The organism is Arthrobacter sp. USHLN218, assembly GCF_037144715.1.
Classification (GTDB): Bacteria; Actinomycetota; Actinomycetes; order Actinomycetales; family Micrococcaceae; genus Crystallibacter.
This window is the reverse complement of sequence record NZ_JBBCYT010000001.1, coordinates 239,016-256,426: the sequence shown is the minus strand read 5'-3', so window position 1 is coordinate 256,426 and position 17,411 is coordinate 239,016. Positions and strand designations below refer to the sequence as shown.

Annotated in this window: 12 protein-coding genes; 6 read left to right on the top strand and 6 right to left on the bottom strand. The window is 68.8% G+C overall.

What is annotated here, in order from left to right:
* Nucleotides 1-38: 38 nt before the first annotated feature.
* Both WFH44_RS01155 and WFH44_RS01150 read right to left on the bottom strand, forming a co-directional pair.
* Nucleotides 39-1,166: a ubiquitin-like domain-containing protein gene (locus WFH44_RS01155; protein ID WP_336711084.1), complete on the bottom strand. Its 1,128-nt coding sequence runs from the start codon at nt 1,164-1,166 to the stop codon at nt 39-41.
* Between the two features lie 335 nt (nt 1,167-1,501).
* Nucleotides 1,502-2,455, bottom strand: coding sequence for a TatD family hydrolase (locus WFH44_RS01150; RefSeq protein ID WP_336711082.1), 954 nt, complete (start codon nt 2,453-2,455; stop codon nt 1,502-1,504).
* A gap of 127 nt (nt 2,456-2,582) precedes the next feature.
* On the opposite strand from WFH44_RS01150, the gene WFH44_RS01145 reads away from it, so the two are divergent.
* Genes WFH44_RS01145 through WFH44_RS01135 form a run of 3 tightly spaced genes read left to right on the top strand, consistent with a single transcriptional unit; the run spans nt 2,583 to nt 7,437 of the window.
* Nucleotides 2,583-3,632 carry an AAA family ATPase gene (locus WFH44_RS01145; protein ID WP_336711080.1) on the top strand — a complete coding sequence of 350 codons (1,050 nt, stop codon included), beginning with the start codon at nt 2,583-2,585 and terminating at the stop codon, nt 3,630-3,632.
* Nucleotides 3,633-3,640: 8 nt separating this feature from the next.
* Complete coding sequence (locus WFH44_RS01140; protein ID WP_336711078.1) at nt 3,641-5,056, top strand: DUF58 domain-containing protein; 1,416 nt, start codon at nt 3,641-3,643, stop codon at nt 5,054-5,056.
* On the top strand, nt 5,053-7,437 hold the full coding sequence (locus WFH44_RS01135; RefSeq protein ID WP_336711076.1) for a DUF3488 and transglutaminase-like domain-containing protein: 2,385 nt from the start codon (nt 5,053-5,055) through the stop codon (nt 7,435-7,437). Before WFH44_RS01140 ends, WFH44_RS01135 begins: the two co-directional genes overlap by 4 nt.
* Nucleotides 7,438-7,493: 56 nt before the next feature.
* On the opposite strand, the gene WFH44_RS01130 is transcribed toward WFH44_RS01135, so the two are convergent.
* From WFH44_RS01130 to WFH44_RS01115, 4 genes are all read right to left on the bottom strand, one after another.
* A complete protein-coding gene (locus WFH44_RS01130; protein WP_336711074.1) occupies nt 7,494-8,078 on the bottom strand; it encodes a sugar O-acetyltransferase in 585 nt (194 codons plus the stop codon).
* 195 nt (nt 8,079-8,273) lie between these two features.
* On the bottom strand, nt 8,274-9,761 hold the full coding sequence (locus WFH44_RS01125) for an NAD-dependent succinate-semialdehyde dehydrogenase (protein WP_336711071.1): 1,488 nt from the start codon (nt 9,759-9,761) through the stop codon (nt 8,274-8,276).
* 205 nt (nt 9,762-9,966) lie between these two features.
* Nucleotides 9,967-10,833 (bottom strand): 16S rRNA (cytidine(1402)-2'-O)-methyltransferase, encoded by an 867-nt coding sequence (rsmI, locus tag WFH44_RS01120; protein WP_336711069.1) that lies wholly within the window; start codon nt 10,831-10,833, stop codon nt 9,967-9,969.
* 65 nt (nt 10,834-10,898) lie between these two features.
* A complete protein-coding gene (locus tag WFH44_RS01115; RefSeq protein ID WP_336711067.1) occupies nt 10,899-12,995 on the bottom strand; it encodes a transglycosylase domain-containing protein in 2,097 nt (698 codons plus the stop codon).
* 183 nt (nt 12,996-13,178) lie between these two features.
* Between WFH44_RS01115 and WFH44_RS01110 the strand changes: the two genes are divergently transcribed.
* From WFH44_RS01110 to WFH44_RS01100, 3 genes are all read left to right on the top strand, one after another.
* Nucleotides 13,179-14,813 carry a dolichyl-phosphate-mannose--protein mannosyltransferase gene (locus tag WFH44_RS01110; protein WP_336711066.1) on the top strand — a complete coding sequence of 545 codons (1,635 nt, stop codon included), beginning with the start codon at nt 13,179-13,181 and terminating at the stop codon, nt 14,811-14,813.
* A 42-nt stretch (nt 14,814-14,855) separates the two neighbouring features.
* Entirely contained in the window at nt 14,856-16,673 is a 1,818-nt protein-coding gene (locus tag WFH44_RS01105) for an AMP-dependent synthetase/ligase (RefSeq protein WP_336711064.1), read from the top strand.
* A gap of 113 nt (nt 16,674-16,786) precedes the next feature.
* Nucleotides 16,787-17,410 carry a pentapeptide repeat-containing protein gene (locus WFH44_RS01100; RefSeq protein WP_336711063.1) on the top strand — a complete coding sequence of 208 codons (624 nt, stop codon included), beginning with the start codon at nt 16,787-16,789 and terminating at the stop codon, nt 17,408-17,410.
* The last annotated feature ends 1 nt before the right edge of the window (nt 17,411 follow it).

Here is a 17,411-nt window from a genome sequence, read left to right as displayed (position 1 = left end):
GCAGGGGCAGACGTTCCCGCCCGCGCCCCTCGGGGTGCCTAGAGCAGCCCGAGCTTGGCGGCGCAGGCCGGCCAGTGGCCCCAGCCGCCGTTGCTGCGCAGCACCTCGGCCGTAGCGATCTGCTCAGCCGCGCTGGCCATGTGCGGCAGCGGGGCGTACTTGCCGCCGCCGGCGCCGAGCCAGGAGCTCTGGTTGAACTGCAAACCGCCGTAGTAGCCGTTGCCTGAGTTGATGGACCAGTTGCCGCCGGATTCGCACTGGGCGAGGGCCTGCCAGGCTCCTCCGACGTCGGTCTTGTCGGCCGCCTTGGGCTCCGGCTTCGGCCGCTCCTTGGTACCGACGGAGACCTTCTCGCTGACCGGCTCGGTGGTGACGCGGTCCTTGACCAGCTCGCGCTCCGTTTCCTTGCCGTCGACCAGCACGAGCGCGTAGGTCTTGGTTCGCTCGCCGGCGATGCCGGTGCGGGTGACGACCTTTTCGTCCTCGTACATCGAGGAGTCCTTCTTGGTCTCGGTCTCGAACGCGATCGGCTCGGTGATCTCGATCTTCTGGTCGCGGTCGATGCGCGTGATCTTGAGCTTCAGCTTCTCTTTGACCGGCGTGGACTTCGGCTTGGAGAGCTCGTCGTCCTTGCCCAGCGTGATCTTCTGCTCCGTGAGCAGGTCGCCGACGGTCGCGGCGGTGGTGATCTTGTCCTTCGTCTTGCCGTCCACGGTGATGGTGACGGTCTTGGGCGTGGAGATCACCACGTTGCTGACGGAGGCTAGGTCGGCGTCCAGGGGCGCGGAGAGTTCGGAGTCTTCCTCGACGCCAAGTTCGTTGATCAGGTCCTTGACCGTGGCGGAGGTGGATTGCACTGTCTTGCTGGAGCCGTCCAAAGTCAGCTTCACGGGCTTGGCGGTAATGACCTGGATGCTGCCGCCGTTGCTGATTTCGGTTGCGACGGCGGGAGTCACCTCGTCGTATCCGTCCACCTGGACGCCGGCTTCGTCGAGCACGTCCTGCACCGTGGTCCCGAAGGTGGAGATGTTGCTTGCCTGTCCGTCGACGGTCAGGGTGACGCTCTTGTTGTTGCCTACGAAGGCCACGAGGCCAAAAACGAGTGCGGTCATCACGACCACCTGCCCGGTGATTTTCACCCAGCGGTTCTTCAGTGCGTTTGCCACGGTACCCAACTTTGTCTCGAACATCCGGGCACGGGGACATGAAGACACGAGCAGTAGCGCGCCGAATCCCACGGCACGATGCGTTGTGCAGGCAAACCAAACTGGAGACTGTTTGGGCGTACGAACGGAACGTCCAACCAACCTCGGTGCGGAGTGTACTGTCCGGATGCCTTCCCCGACCCCGGCCAATAGTCCCCTACCGTAATCGAACCGTGACTTGCCGCAAAACCGGATCGGGGCAAATGTCACGGATCGGACACGCGGCGAAGACCCAAGTCAGCGCCGGTGAAACGCGTGAAACGCCGAGCTGACTAGGAAAGATACCGACCGGTAGTTTAGTCGTTCCATCGTCCGTAAATTTTTTCCGTGTTGCCCGCCACTTGCTCGCACAACAAGCCAAGGTCCTTGTCCAGGACCGCCGCCATCGAGCGCAGGGTGTAGGGAACCATGTAGCTGGCGTTGGGCCTGCCGCGGTATGGATGGGGGGTCAGGAACGGAGCATCGGTCTCCACCAAAACCAGCGCCGGATCGGCCACCAACAGGGCATCCCGCAGGTCCTGGGCGTTCTTGAACGTGACGGTACCGGCGAAGGACATCATCCAGCCGTGCTCGTTGCAGATCCGGGCCAGCCCGGCGTCGCCCGAGAAGCAGTGGAAGACCACCTTCTCCGGGGCACCCTCCTCGCGCAGCACCCGCACCACGTCGTCGTGCGCGTCGCGGTCATGGATCTGCAGGGCCAGCCCCAGCCGCTTGGCGATGTCGATGTGCCGGCGGAACGAGTACTCCTGCGCCTTGAGCCCCTCTCCCTGGGTGCGGAAGTAGTCCAGCCCGGTTTCGCCGATGGCGCGGACCCGCGGGTGCGCTGCCAGCTGCTCGATCTCGGCGAGGGCCTCCTCGAGCTGGCCGTCCGCGGCGAGCGGCGGGGCGTCGTTGGGGTGGAGTGCGACGGCGCCGAGGAGCCGGGCGTCCGCCTCCACCGCCTGCACGGTGAAGCGGGAGGACTCCAGGTCGCAGCCGACCTGGACGGCACCTTTGACTCCCAGCGCCTCGGCGGCGTCCAGCGCGTCCCGCACGGTCACGGAGACGTCGCCATCACCGAAGTCCAGATGGGTGTGGTTGTCCATGACCGGCACCGGCAGCGGTTCCGGCGCGGGCGGGTATTCCAGGCGGCGGCGCCGGCCGCTCTTCTCCTCTTCGGCGCTGCGGGTGCGCCCTCCTTCCGGCGCTGCCTCCTCCGGGAGGTAGGCGGCGGGTGTCTCTCCGGGCACGGCTAGGGCGTTCTCAGGCATGATTCAACAGTACGGCTGCGGCGCCAACGATATGCGAAAGAGTCGTTTCAGGCTCTACCGCGGTGAAACTTCTGCCAGTACTGTGGTTACATCCCGCCTGCGGGGAAGGCGATGCGGAAGGTTCGGCATGGATATTCAGCACACTGCAGCCACCGGCTCCGTCCGCTCCGGATCTTCCGAGGAAGACACCGGCGGACCGGAGCCTGCCGACCGACTGCCGCTGGCTGATTTCCATGACGCCTGCGGGCGCATCCTCGCCTCGATCAACACCGTGATCGAGGGCAAGCAGGAAGCCGCGCGGCTGGCGCTGACGGTCCTGCTCGCCCAGGGACATCTGCTGGTTGAGGACGTACCGGGCGTGGGAAAGACCATGCTGGCCAAGACGCTGGCACGGACCATCGACTGCAGCGTCCACCGGATCCAGTTCACCCCGGACCTGCTGCCCTCGGACGTCACCGGCGTCTCGATTTACAACCAGGACAAGCACCACTTCGAGTTCCGCCCCGGGCCGGTCTTCGCCAACATCGTGATCGGCGACGAGATCAACCGGGCCTCCGCCAAGACACAGTCCGCGCTGCTCGAATGCATGGAGGAACACCAGGTCACCGTGGATGGCCGTTCCTACACGCTGGATGCGCCGTTCATGGTGGTCGCCACCCAGAACCCGATCGAGATGGAGGGCACCTACCCGCTGCCCGAGGCCCAGCGCGACCGGTTCATGGCGCGCATCTCCATGGGCTACCCGGATCCGCGCGCCGAGATGCTGATGCTGGAGACCCACCAGTCGACGTCGCCGCTGCGGGAGATCCGCCCCGTGGTGGGCGTCGGGGAGGTGCGGGCCATGGTGGCGACCGTGCAGGACGTGTACGTCTCCCCCGCGGTGAAGGAGTACGTCGTCGGCATCGGCCGCGCCACCCGCGAGCACCCGCACCTGCGGCTGGGCGCCAGCCCGCGCGCGCTGCTGCAGCTGCTGCGCGCCGCGAAGGCCGCCGCCGCGCTGGACGGCCGGGACTTCGTGCTCCCGGACGACGTGGGCGCGGTGGCCGAGTCGGTCCTGTCCCACCGCCTCATGCTGGACCGCAAGGCCATCACCGCCGGCGAAAACGCCTCCGGGATCGTCGCCGGCATCCTGGCCAAGGTTCCGGTGGGAGCCGAAGCCCGCCGCACGGCCTCCTAGGCCAGGCCATGAACAGGCTCGGCTGGCTGCCCACCCGCTACATCACGCCGCGCGGCTGGGGCATGGTCGCCACCGCCGTCGCCGTCCTGCTGCTGGCACAGATCCTGGGCCGGCGGGACCTGCTGACGCTGGCCGTCTTCCTGGCCGCGCTGCCCCTCACCGCCGCCGCGGCGATGGTCCTGCTTAAGCCGCGCTTCGCCGTCGAACGCAGATTCCGTCCGCAGTCGGTGGAAACCGGCCTCGTGACGCAGGTCCACCTTGTCCTGCGCCGGAACAAGGGCTTCGGCACGGCATACATGGAGGAGCAATTGCCCACGCGTTTCGGCCGCCCGCCCTCCTTCCGGTTCCCGGCCCGCTTCCCCTCGGCCGCCGGCGAGAGCGTCTACGAATACCGGCTGCGCTCGGCCCGGCGCGGCGTGTTTGCGATCGGGCCGGTCACGGCAGACTTCCAGGACCCGTTCGGGCTGGCCCGGCACCGGCATAGCCTCGGCGAGGCCTCCCGCCTGGTCGTCACGCCGGCCCCGCTGGAGCTGCCGGCCACCTCGCTCACTGCCGCCCGCGGCACCGACGGCACAGCGACAACGCGCCGGCAGGCCAACCCGAGCGACGATGATGTGATGACGCGCGAGTACCGGCACGGCGACCCGATGCGCCGCGTCCATTGGCCGGCCACGGCGCGGCAGGGCGAGCTCATGGTCCGCCAGGAGGAATCCGTCACCACGCCGCAGGCCACCATCATCCTGGACCAGCGCGCCTCACTCTTCGAATCCGGCTTCCTTCCCTCGCACGCCGGCGCGCATGAGGACAATGGCGATCTGCTGCACACCTCGCCGTCGTTCGAATGGGCGATCACCGCCGTCGTATCCGCCGCCCACGACTTCATCCAGCGCAACTACACCGTCCGCCTGCTGGACTGCCACGGCGATCCGGGCACGCTCCGGTCGCCGTCTGCCCCCTGGCCCGGGGACGAGAGCTTCACCGGGCTGCCGGGCTACCAGAACCTGGCCGAGGGGCTGGCCGCGCTGGGGCTGGCCGGGGAACCGCACCGGCGGACCGAGCGTCCGCACGCGGAGACCGAGGCGTTCAGCGACCGGCTCATGGACAAGCTCGCTGCGCACAAGCTCAAGGGCCCGCTGCTGGCAGTGCTGGGCAACATCGGGCCGGAGGACGCTGCACGGCTGGCACCCGCGGCGGAGTTCGGATCGCACGCCTTTGCCCTGATCGTCTGCGACCACCCGCACGATTCGCCAGCGCTCCAGGCACTGCGCGACGCCGGCTGGCGGGCCGTGGCGGTGAGCGCCAAGGCATCGCACGCCGCGGCGTGGAGCAATTTCGACGGCGTATCCCCGGTCAGTGCGGCCACCGCCCGCGGCGGCTGGCGCCGGCACGCGGCGGCCGCCGACCCCTCCGAGGTGGCGCGATGACTGCCATGCTGGAACGGCCCGTGGCGCCGGACCGGCCGTCCCAGGGCGGCGAACGACGACGGCGCGTTCCGGGGTTTGCACCGTGGCTCATGTCCGGGGCGGTTGCCCTGGCCACGGTCCTGGCGGCGACCAACATCCACGGTGTCATCGAACACTGGAGCTGGCTATGGCCGGTGATCATTACCGTCTTGGCCGTGGAGGCAGGACCGGGCCTGGCCAGGGCGATGCGCTGGTCCCCGGTCGCAGGAACGCTGCTGGGCCTGGCCGGGCTGGTCGGCTCCGTGACGGCACTGTTCCTGTCCTCGACGAGCGTCCTCCTCGTGATCCCCGGGCCGGGAAGCCTGCGGGCGCTGGAGTTCCTGATCGCCGACGCGCAGGACGCGGTGATCTCCCAGGTGGCGCCGGTGCTCGCCTCCCCGGGCATCGTCATGGTCGCCTGCGTCGGCGTGGGCCTGGTCGCCCTGCTGGTGGACACCATGGCCGTGCCGCTCCAGCTGCCGGCTGCTGCCGGGTTCGCCCTGCTGGCCATCCTGGTAGTGCCGGCGATCATCAAGCCCCACAGCCTCGGCCCGGCGGGCTTCCTCGCGGCGGCCGCGGGGTACCTGGCGATCCTTGCCGCGGCCCAGTGGCTGGACGGACTGGACGAGGCGCCGCCCGGCCGGACCGCCGCCGGCCAGTTCGGCCGCGCCGCCGGCATCGGCGCCGGCGCGCTAGCCCTCGCCCTGCTGCTGCCGCTGGGCATCCCCGGCTTCACCACCGGCGCCTTCCCGCAGGGTTCCCGGCTGGACTGGCTCGGCGCGCCGACGGGCCTCAACCCCATCCTCAGCCTCGGCGACAACCTGCGCCGGCCCGGCGCTTTCGGTCGGATAACCTACGCCACCGATTCGAAGACGCCGCTGTACCTTCGGACCGTCACCCTGGAGAACCTCACGGGCGCCCGCTGGAGCCCCACGGACACCCGGGATGATCAACGCGAAGGGGTTGAAGAAATGGGCACCCCGCGGATCCGCGAGCTCCTGGACGAGGGCACCGTGACGACGACCGCCATCGAAACCCGTTCCTTCACGAGCCCGTGGCTGCCGGCCCCCTATGCCCCCACCGAGATCAGCGGTCTCGACGGGGACTGGTCCTGGGACCCGAGAACGCTTGCGGTCCAGGCGTCGCTGGGCACCAGCAGCGCCGACCAGGACTACCTCGTCCGCAGTGTTACCCCGGACCTGACCCGGGAGAACCTGCAGGACGCGGATCCACTGGAGTCTCCGCGCGTGGACGAGATCTTCACGAGGCTGCCCTCGGACATGCCGGACATCATCGTCGATACCACCGAGGAGGTCCTGGACGGGCTGGAGGAGCCGTACGAACAGGCGATGGCGATCCAGAGCTACCTGCGCGGCCCCGGCTTCGTGTACTCCGAGCAGGCGCCGGTGGACGGCGGGTATGACCAGAGCGGCTTCGAAGTGGTCGCCGCCTTCCTGGAAGAGAAGGCCGGCTACTGCGTCCACTACGCCGCCACCATGGCCATCATGGCCCGCGAGGCCGGCATCCCCAGCCGCATCGCCGTCGGCTACGCTCCGGGCCGCGAAACCGGCGAGACCGTGGACGTGGACGGCCGGGAACTGACGGAGCACGAGGTCGACTCCCGCGATGCCCACGCCTGGCCCGAGCTCTTCTTCGAGGACATCGGCTGGGTCGCCTTCGAACCCACGCCCGGCCGCGGCGCCGTCCCGGCCTACGCGCAGCAGCCCACTGTGCCGGTCCCGGACCAGGCCGAGCGCGAGAACCTCAACCCCGGCGGCAACCGCGCTCCGGTCCAGCCCGAGCTGCCCCGCACCGGGGAATCCCGAGGCGGTTCGGCTGCCGCGCAGGACGCCCCGGCTACCGGGCTGTGGACCGCGGCCGGCCTCGGCATCCTGGTGCTCGCGCTGGCCGCCCCGGGCCTCGTCCGCCGCTCCCGCACCCGCCGCCGTCGAAACCAACTGCTCGCCGCGGACAGTCCCAGCCGCGATACGGCCCTCGTGGCCTGGCGCGAGGCCCGTGACGCCGCCGCCGACTATGGCGTCAGTGCCGCGCCTCAGGAGTCCGCCCGCGCCTTCGAGCGACGGCTCGGACAGGAGCTCGACGGCGGTGCTGCCGCCGCCCTATCCCGGCTCCGCGAGGACTACGAGGTCGCGGCCTACGCCAACCCGGCCGCTGTGCGTCTTAGCTCCCCCGCTGCCGGTGGCGCCGCCCCTGGTGCTGTTCCGGATGCCGGGGGTGGACCCGGCGGCCGGCGGCAATGGAGCGACGTCGAGTCGGTCGCGAGCGGTCTGCGCAGGCATAGCCCGTGGCGGCAGCGTGTACTCGGCCTGCTGTTCCCCCGCTCGCTGTTCGTCCGCCGCTGACGTGCCTCTGCCAATCCGGACGGCAGCTGCAGCACCGGATCGGCTGCTGCACCGGATCAGATACTGCGGACGACCTTGGCGGGGTTGCCGACGGCGATGACGTTCGCCGGCAGGTCCTTGGTGACGACGGCCCCGGCCCCGATCACAGTGTTCTCGCCCACGGTGACTCCGGGCAGGACTATGGCTCCGCCGCCGATCCAGACGTTGTCGCCGATGACAATGGGCTTGGCCGCTTCCAGCTTCTCCCGCCGCAGCTCCGCCTGCACCGGGTGCGTGGGCGTCAGCAACTGCACGTTCGGGCCGATCTGCACGTCGTCCCCGATGGTAATGGGGGCGACGTCCAGCGCGGTCAGATTGTAGTTGATGAAGGTCCGGGCGCCCACGGTGATGTACTTCCCGTAGTCGACGAACAGCGGCGGCCTGATCTCGGTGCCCTCCCCCAGCGCCCCGAGAAGTTCCTTTAGCAGTCCCGCCGCTTCCTCCCGGTTGCCCGGCCAGACCCGCGCATACCGGTCCGCCAGCTCGATGGCGCGCACGCTGTCCGCGCCCAGTTCCGGGTCGTCGGCGATGTACAGGTCGCCGGCGAGCATCCGCTCCCGCATCGACCGGTCGTCGCCATCAAAATACTCGTCCACGTCCATGCGTCCTCCTGCACCTGCCAGTTCACGGGCCAGTCTACGCACCCGCAGCCTTCCCCGCCCGGGTGGGCACCGCCGTCGTCCGCCTCCGGACCGCCGGTGGGCACCGCCGTCGTCCGCCCCGTGATGGCCGCGGCGGGCTTAACGACAAGCGGGGCGGCAGGCCCGTGGCCCGCCGCCCCGCCCGGTGCAGGTCGGTTACTGCTCGTCCGCGTACGGATCGGCGATGCCGACGTACTGGGTGTAGAGGTACTCCTCGATGCCCTCTTCGCCGCCCTCGCGGCCCAGGCCGGACTGCTTGACCCCGCCGAACGGTGCCGCGGCGTTGGAGATGACGCCGGCGTTCAGGCCGAGCATGCCGGTCTCCAGCTTCTCGCTCACGCGCAGGCCGCGGTTGAGGTCCTTGGTGTAGACGTAGGCGACCAGGCCGTACTCGCTTGCGTTGGCCAGCCGCACGGCGTCTTCTTCGGTGCTGAAGGTGACGATCGGGGCGACCGGGCCGAAGATCTCCTCGGCCAGGATGCGGGCCTTCGGCGAGACGTTGGTGAGCACGGTCGGCTGGTAGAAGTAGCCGGGGCCGTCCACCGGAGCGCCGCCGGTCACGGCCTTGGCGCCGTGGGAGATGGCGTCCTCGACCAGCTCGTGCACGCCGTCGCGGGCCTTGCCGTCGATCAGCGGGCCGACGTTGGACTCGGGCTCGGTGCCGCGGGCCGGGGTCAGCTCGGCGATCTTGGCGGCGAACTTCTCGGCGAAGGCGTCGGCGATGGAATCCTGCACGATGAAGCGGTTGGCCGCGGTGCAGGCCTCGCCCATGTTGCGCATCTTGGCGGCCAGCGCGCCGTCAACGGCCTTGTCCAGGTCCGCGTCCGCGAAGACCAGGAACGGGGCGTTGCCGCCGAGCTCCATCGAGGTGCGCAGGACGCGGTCGGCCGAGTCACGGATGAGGGCCTGGCCCACCGGGGTGGAGCCGGTGAAGGAGAGCTTGCGGAGCCGCTCGTCCTTGATCAGCGGGCCGGTGACCTTGCCGGCGGTGGAGGTCTGGATGACGTTCAGGACACCGGCGGGCAGGCCGGCTTCCTGCATGACCTGGGCGAAGAGCAGGCTGGTCAGCGGGGTGAGCGTGGCCGGCTTGAGGATGGCGGTGCAGCCGGCGGCGACGGCGGGCGCGATCTTGCGGGTAGCCATGGCCAGCGGGAAGTTCCAGGGGGTGATGAGCAGGCAGGGGCCGACCGGCTTCTTCTGGACCAGCAGGCGGTTCTTGCCGTCGGGCGCGGTGGCGTAGCGGCCGCCGACCCGGACGGCTTCCTCGGAGAACCAGCGCAGGAACTCGGCGCCGTAGGCCACCTCGCCGCGCGCTTCGGCCAGGGGCTTGCCCATTTCCAGGGTCATCAGCAGCGCGAAGTCTTCGGCGCGCTCGGTCACCAATTCGAAGGCACGGCGCAGGATCTCGCCGCGCTCACGCGGAGCGGTCTTGGCCCAATCGGCCTGGGCGGCCGCAGCTGCGTCCATTGCGGCGGCACCGTCTTCCGGCTGCGCGTTGGCAATGGTGAGCAGGACCTTGCCGGTGGCGGGGTCCTCGACGTCCAGCGTCTGGCCGCCGGCAGCGTCGCGCCACTCGCCGTTGATCAACAGACCGGTGGGAACCTTTGCCAGCAGTTCCGCTTCGCGGTTGGCGGTTTCAGCCATAGCGGTGCCTCCAATGTTGGTAAGTGATTGGTCGGGCTTCAGTGCCCTACTGCATCCACCGTAGGTGCTGAACCTCACGCCGGTAAATGCGGTACTGCACTACATTACATCCGAGGTGCTGTGCAGATAGACAAAGGATCTTTGTACGATCCTGTGTGACGAAACGGCCCTCCGCACGGGGCCCGCGCCGGGGAAACCCGGGGGCTCAGGCCTTGGGCGGCCGGGCGGCGAGGACCGCGGAGTAGAGCTCCCGCTTGCTGATCCGGGCGTCGGCGGCGACCGCGGCGACGGCGTCCTTCAACCGCGATCCCTGCCCGATCAGCTCGTTGACCTCCGCGACGTGGTCCTTGGCCTGCTCGGGCGGGGCATCCGGGGCTCCCGAGACGACGACGGCGATCTCGCCGCGGACCTCGGAGGACTCGGCCCATTCGAGCAGCTCGCGGACGGGGCCGCGCAGGACCTCCTCGTGCAGCTTGGTCAGCTCCCGGCACACGGCCGCGCGCCGCCCCTGGCCGAAGGCCGTGTCCAGGGCCCGCAGCATCGGCTCGAGCCGGTGCGGAGCTTCGAAGAAGACCATCGTGCGCTTCTCGTCGGCGAGCTCGGCCAGCCGGGCCTGCCGCTCGCCCTGCTTGCGCGGCAGGAACCCTTCGAAGGTGAAGCGGTCGGTCGGCAGGCCGGACAACGCGAGGGCGGTCAGCACCGCGGACGGACCGGGGACGGCCGTCACCACCAGGCCGTCGGTGACCGCGGCCTCCACCAGGCGGAAGCCCGGGTCGGAGACGGCGGGCATGCCGGCGTCCGTCACCATGACCAGGGTGCTGCCGGCGCGGACCAGGTCGAGCAGCTCGGCCGTGCGCGTGGCTTCGTTGTGCTCGTGGTAGCTGATGATGCGCCCGCTGGCCGTGATGCCCAGGGCGCTCAGGAGCTTATGCAGCCGGCGGGTGTCCTCGGCCGCCACGACATGCGCGGTCTGCAGCAGTTCAACCAGCCGCGGCGTGGCGTCGCCGATGTTGCCGATCGGCGTTCCCGCCAGGACGATCTGGCCGGGGCCGCCGGCTGCCTGCTCATTCACAGCATCAACCCTACCGGTCGGGGCTGCGGCCCGGAGCCCGCAGCCGGCGCCCGCGGGCAAAGCGCCTACGGGTAGAGCATGTTCGCGGGGACGCTGCCGAATCCGCCGGTGTTGTAGTACTTCGCCACGTTCTTCATGTAGCCCGTCCACTGCGCGCCGGCGATCGAGGAGCCATCCACGAACTCGCGGGCGACCCCGTTGACCGGAACGTAGTTCAGCGAGGAGTAGGACTGCCAGGTGCCGACCCAGGACGCCGTCGAAATGCCCTGCGTGTAGCCGACGGTCCAGGTCTGTTCGGACAGGTCCGTGGTACCCGTCTTCGCGGCCGCCGGCACACCGATCGGCTCGATGCTCCCGGGCGAGTTTTCCACGAGCTTCTGCAGCGGCTTGCTGATCGCGGCCGCGACCTCCTTGGAGATAGCCTGGCTGCACTTCTGGTCCGGCACGTCGTACTTGGTGCCCTGCGAGTCCGTGACTTCCAGCAGCGCAATCGGCTCGCAGTAGCGGCCGCCGGAAGCGAACGTGGCATAGGCCGCGGCCATGGTCATCGGCGCGACCTCCTGGCCGCCGATGATGAAGGACGGGCTGGCGACCGACAGCGGTTTGCCGTCGACGGCGCGGTGCACGCCCATCCGGGTGGCGGCGTCCTGGATGTCGCAGAGATCCAGCTGAGCCGCCTGCGCGGCGGTGGCGGAGTTGACCGAATTCGTCAGGCCCTCGCTGACCGTCATCGGCCGGGCGTAACCCGGCAGCGCGTTCTTGAAGCTCCATTGGCTGAACACGGTGTTCTTCGGGGCGCAGGTGGCCTTCCAGTCGTAGCCCTCCGGGTAGAAGGTCCGGCTGGCGTCGACCACCTCGTTCAGGGCCCGCCCCGCTTCCAGCCACGCGACAGTGGTAAACGGCTTCATGGTCGAACCTGGCTGGAAGCCGTAGGGGGTGCCGCCTTTGGAGGCGTCCACGTTGAAGTTCAGCTCGGTGTTGGTGGCCGCGGGCTCCGGGTTGTACTTCGTGTTCTGCGCCATCGCCAGGATCTTGCCGGTGCCCGGTTCCACGGAAACCATCGAGGACCCGGCACCGGACTCGTCGCCCATCGGCACCTGCTTCTCGATCTGTGCCTGGGCCTCCTTCTGCAGCCGGGAGTCGAGCGTGGTCTTGATGGTCAGTCCGCCGCGGGCCAGCAGCCTCGCCCGCTCGGTGGCATCTTTGCCGAACACATCGGACTGCAGCACCAGGTTCTCCACGTAATTGCAGAAGTAGTCGCCCATCGTCGCGGCCGTGCAGCCGGAATGGATCGGCTGCGGGTCCAGGTCCAGCTTGGACGCCTTGGCCTCCTTGTATTCGGCCTCGGTGATCTTGCCGTTCTTCAGCATCGCCGCCAGGACCATGTCCCGGCGTTCCTTCGTGACGTCCGGGTTGGTCACCGGGTCGAAGTAGTTCGGCGACTGCACCATGCCGGCGAGCATGGCCGACTGTGCGATGTTGAGTTCTTTCGCGGGAATCCCGAAGAACGACTGGGAGGCCGCCTCCACCCCGTAGGTCTGGCGGTTGAACAGCACGATGTTCAGGTAGCCCTGCAGGATCTCGTCCTTGGAGTACTCGCGCTCCACCGTGACGGCCAGCTTGGCTTCGCGGACCTTATCGGCCAGGGACTTCGTGCCGCTGATCGTCAGTTCCTCGACCGGCTTGCCCGCCTGGACACCGGCGTCGATCAGGACGTTGTTGACGTACTGCATGGTGATTGTCGACGCGCCCTGCAGCCCGCCGCCCGCAGCGTTGTTCACCAGCGCCCGGGCCATGCCCTGCAGGTCGACGCCGCCGTGGTCGTAGAACCGGGCGTCCTCGATCGAAATGATCGCATCCTGCATGTGCTGCGAAACGTCCTCCAGCTTCACCGGCTCGCGGTTCTCGGCGTAGAAGGAGGCGATCAGCTTCCCGTCGGCGCTGTAGATTTTCGACGGCGCATCCAGCGGTCCGCGCTCCAGCTCGCCGGGGAGGTGCTCGAAGAGTTCCGCGATCTGGCTGCCGCCCGACGCCGCCACCGCCGTGGCCGGAACCAGCAGTCCCGCCGTGAGGACGCCACACAGCATGCTGACCGCCAGGAAGAGGGCGATCTTCCCGCGCTTGGTGAGGGAATCCGGCAAGGACAGACGAGGCTTAGGCACGCTGTAAACGTTATGGCAACCGGCTGAGAGGATTCTGGAAGCCACGCCACCCCGGAAAGCGGCGTGCCTCCACAGACCGCCAGATGCCCTAGAGTCGGAGGGTGGCTTCATCCGTCCCCGGGTCGATCCGCCGCCCTGACGGCGGCTCCCCGCGGCGCACTCCTGAGGTTACCGGCGGGTAGGATGGCGGACGTGAATTACGCCACCAGCGCCGCGCGGGCCGCCGAACGGCGCTGGATCGAGTCCCCCGCCCGCGCTTTCTCCGAAGCCGTGCTGACGCGGCGCCTGCTCGGTTCCCCCGCGTTCTTCGGGACATGGGGCTGGCTGGTCCCCGTGCTCGTAGCGGCGATCGGCGGCGTCCTCCGCTTCTACCGCCTCGGCGAACCCGGCTCCCTCGTCTTCGACGAGACCTACTACGTCAAGGACGCCTACTCCTACCTCCATTTCGGCTACGAGCGGGAGTGGCCGGACGACGCCAACGATGCCTTCAACGCCGGCAGCCCGGGACAGCCCCGGGACGAGCCTGAGTACGTGGTGCATCCCCCCGTCGGCAAGTGGATGATCGCCTTCGGCATGGCGCTCTTCGGCACGGACAACGCCTTCGGCTGGCGCTTCGGCGCGGCCCTGACGGGCACCGTGTCGATCCTGCTCATCGCCCTGATCGCGCAGAAGCTGTTCAAGTCCACGGCGCTCGGCGGCATCGCGGGGCTGCTGACCGCCGTCGACGGCCATCACCTGGTGCACTCGCGCACCTCCCTGCTGGACATCTTCCTCAGCTTCTGGATCGTGGCCGCGTTCGGTGCCTTGCTGCTGGACCGGGAACACGGTCGACGGCGGCTGGCCGCCGGGGTGGCGGCCCTCGCCCGGGGCGGGGGTACTCCCCGGGAATCGGACCTGTTGTACGGGCCGCCGGTGCTGTGGCGCCCCTGGCGGCTCGCGGCCGCGGTGTGCCTGGGCCTGGCGGTGGGCACCAAATGGTCGGCGCTGGCCTTCCTTGCGGCCTTCGGGCTGATGGCGGTGCTGTGGGACATGAACGCGCGCCGCGTCGCCGGCATCCGGCACTGGTTCGCCGCCGGCGTGGTGCGGGACGGGCTGCCCGCGTTCCTCACCATGATCCCGCTCGCCGCGGCCACCTACCTGGCCACGTGGACCGGCTGGTTCCTCTCGGACGACGGCTATGACCGGCAGTGGGCCCGCGACCACGGCGGCGGTATCTGGGGCTGGGTGCCCGACCCGCTCCGTTCGCTGGCCGAGTACCACCGCAGCGCCTACACGTTCCACAGCGGACTGGATTCCTCCCATCCGTACGAATCCAGCCCGTGGACCTGGTTGTTCATGGGTCGGCCGACGTCCTTCTACTACCAGGGCGAAGAGCAGGGCGTGAACGGCTGCCCCGTGGCGGACTGCTCCACCGCGGTCACCGTGGTGGGCAACCCGATCATCTGGTGGGCGGCCGCCCTGGCGCTGATCGCCGTCGTCTTCGCCTGGCTGGGGCGGCGCGACTGGCGGGCCGGCGCCATCCTCTCGGGCATCGCCGCCGGATACCTGGTCTGGTTCCTCTATCCGGAACGGACCATGTTCTTCTTCTACGCGATCGCCTTCGAACCCTTCCTCATCCTCGGGCTGACCTACGTGCTGGGGCTGGTGCTGGGGCGGAGCACCGACCCGCCGTGGCGGCGCCGGCAGGGCCTGGTCATCGTGGGCCTGTTCCTGGTCGCCGCGCTGCTGGTGGCCGCGTTCTTCCTGCCCGTCTGGACCGCGGAGCAGATTCCGTACCAGGACTGGCGGTGGCGGATGTGGATGCCAAGCTGGGTGTGACCGGCGTACTAGACCAACTCCTCAACGACGAAAGGCGCGCAGATGCGGGAAGCAGCAACTGAACTTCTGGCCCGGGTGCCCGAGGGCACCAACATCACCGACCTGCTGGTGTCCCGGCAGCGGCGCGAGCCCGCACGCGCCCTCTACTCGGTCAAACGGGACGGCGCCTGGACCGACGTCTCCGCGGCCGAGCTGCACGGCCAGGTCAGCGCGCTGGCGAAGGGCCTGATCAATGCCGGCGTCGAGCCGGGCGACCGGCTCGCCGTCATGTCCAAAACCCGCTACGAGTGGACGCTCGTCGACCTGGCCAGCTGGTACGCCGGCGCCGTCGTCGTCCCCATTTATGAGACCTCCTCGCCGCACCAGGTCCAGTGGATCCTCGCCGACTCCGGCGCCAAGCTGGTCTTCGCCGAGGACGCCGCGCGGGCCGGCACCGTGGAGAGGTCGATGGCGGAGCTGCCGGAGCGGCTGCCGGTGTGGACGATGACCGGACCCGGTTCCGGGCTGCTGGAGCTGCAGGCCAAGGGAGCGGACGTCACGGATGACGAGCTGGAGCAGGCGCGGACGTCGCGCACCCTGGAGGACCCGGCGTCGTTGGTGTACACCTCCGGCACTACGGGCCGGCCCAAGGGCTGCATCATCACCCACGGCAATTTCGCCGAGCTTGCCGTCAACACCACCGAGTTCCTCGCCGAGATCCTCAAGGAACCCGGCGCCAAGTCGCTCATGTTCCTGCCGCTGGCCCACGTGCTGGCGCGGGCCGTGCAGGTCATCTGCCTCGCCGCCGGCGTCAAGATGGGGCACACGGCCAACATGGGCGAGCTGATCGAGGACCTGGGCACCTACAACCCGACGTTCCTGCTGGTAGTGCCACGCGTCTTCGAGAAGGTCTACGCCACCGCCCGGCAGAAGGCCGAGGACGGCGGCAAGGGCAGGATCTTCGACGCCGCCGCGGCCACCGCGATCGCCTGGTCCAAGGCCGTGGACGCCGAAGCCCGCGGCGAGGGCATCGGCCCCTCGCCGCTGCTCAAGGCCAAGCGGGTCATGTTCAACAAGCTGGTCTATGCCAAGCTCCGCGCGGCCTTCGGCGGACAGGTGGGCTTCACCGTCTCCGGCGCGAGTGCGCTGAGCCCCGAGCTGGCGCACTTCTTCACCGGCATCGGCATCCCTGTGCTGGAAGGCTACGGACTCACGGAATCCACGGCCCCCGCCACGGTCAACCTGCCGCACCGCAATAAGATCGGCACCGTCGGGCTGCCGCTACCCGGTACCACCGTGCGGATCGCCGACGACGGCGAGGTCCTGATCAAGGGCATCGGCATCACCCGCGGCTACCACAACAATGACGAGGCCAACGCCGCGGGATTCGCCGACGGATTCTTCCGCACCGGCGACCTCGGCCGGCTGGACGACGACGGCTTCCTCACCATCACCGGCCGCAAGAAGGACCTGCTGGTCACCGCCGGCGGCAAGAACGTCGCGCCGGGTCCGCTCGAAGATGCCCTGCGCGAGCATCTGCTGGTGGCGCAGGGCGTGGTGATCGGCGAAGGCCGGCCCTTCGTCGCCGCGCTGCTCAGCCTGGACCCCGAGGGCCTGGCCCGCTGGTGCCGCATCCACGGCAAGCCGCACCTGGACATCGGCGCCGCAGCCACGGATCCCGACGTCCTCGCCGAACTGCAGCGGGCCGTGGACCACGCCAACCGCCTCGTTTCCCGCGCCGAGCAGATCCGCAAGTTCAGCGTGCTGCGGCAGGAGCTGACCGAGGCCTCGGGCCACATGACGCCGTCGCTCAAGCTCAAGCGGAACCAGGTGATCGAGGACTTCGCGACCGAGGTCGAGAGGCTCTACGGGAAGCCTTAGCCGGCGAGGAAACGGGCACTTCGGCACTGGGGCCGAGGTTTCAGCCGCGCCACAATGACTGCACCGGTTCGCCGGGCTCGCACCTCCCTACGGCGGTTACTGGAGGTACAGCGATGTCCGATCGCACAGAGCGCAACGAACGCCTCAGAGACGACGTGATCATAGGCCTTGTAGTCGGGCTGGCGACGGGAGGTGCTCTGTTCCTTCTGGGGAACTACGCCGAAAACAGCCTGGCTGACCAGCAGCAACGAATAGAAAACTTACGGTTCGTGCGGGAAAGGTCTTCCACGGACGTGGATACCAACAGGCCATTCAGGGGATTGGATCTTCAAGGGCAGAATCTGTCCGGTCTTGACCTTCCGGAAGCCAAAATGGTCAGCGCTGACCTCGAGAAGTCGGACCTGCGTTTTATCCATCTGCAGAGAGCTCAGCTTCACACCGCGGATCTTCGTCAAGCGAACCTCACCAGTTCGAGCCTCTTCGACACCAAATTCATCGATGCCAATCTCCAGGATGCTCAGGTCATGCACTCCTTCGCTCAGGAGGCCGAGTTCACGGGCGCCGATTTGAACGGTACCGACTTCGACGGGACGGCTCTCCAAGCGGCCGATTTCAGAGGAGCCAAAAATCTGGACAAGGCCACGCTCCAAGGGAGCTGCTGGGATCGTACGACGAAATGGCCAGACGGCTTCCAGCCACCGCCGTCGGCCGATCCTGGTTCCTGCCCACGGCCCTGAA

Bases quoted from the DNA above. Each gene is read 5' to 3' on its own strand.
- WFH44_RS01150 (WP_336711082.1), bottom strand. From the start codon at position 2,455: ATGCCTGAGAACGCCCTAGCCGTGCCCGGAGAGACACCCGCCGCCTAC.
- WFH44_RS01145 (WP_336711080.1), top strand. From the start codon at position 2,583: ATGGATATTCAGCACACTGCAGCCACCGGCTCCGTCCGCTCCGGATCT.
- WFH44_RS01140 (WP_336711078.1), top strand. From the start codon at position 3,641: ATGAACAGGCTCGGCTGGCTGCCCACCCGCTACATCACGCCGCGCGGC.
- WFH44_RS01135 (WP_336711076.1), top strand. From the start codon at position 5,053: ATGACTGCCATGCTGGAACGGCCCGTGGCGCCGGACCGGCCGTCCCAG.
- WFH44_RS01130 (WP_336711074.1), bottom strand. From the start codon at position 8,078: ATGGACGTGGACGAGTATTTTGATGGCGACGACCGGTCGATGCGGGAG.
- WFH44_RS01125 (WP_336711071.1), bottom strand. From the start codon at position 9,761: ATGGCTGAAACCGCCAACCGCGAAGCGGAACTGCTGGCAAAGGTTCCC.
- WFH44_RS01110 (WP_336711066.1), top strand. From the start codon at position 13,179: ATGGCGGACGTGAATTACGCCACCAGCGCCGCGCGGGCCGCCGAACGG.
- WFH44_RS01105 (WP_336711064.1), top strand. From the start codon at position 14,856: ATGCGGGAAGCAGCAACTGAACTTCTGGCCCGGGTGCCCGAGGGCACC.
- WFH44_RS01100 (WP_336711063.1), top strand. From the start codon at position 16,787: ATGTCCGATCGCACAGAGCGCAACGAACGCCTCAGAGACGACGTGATC.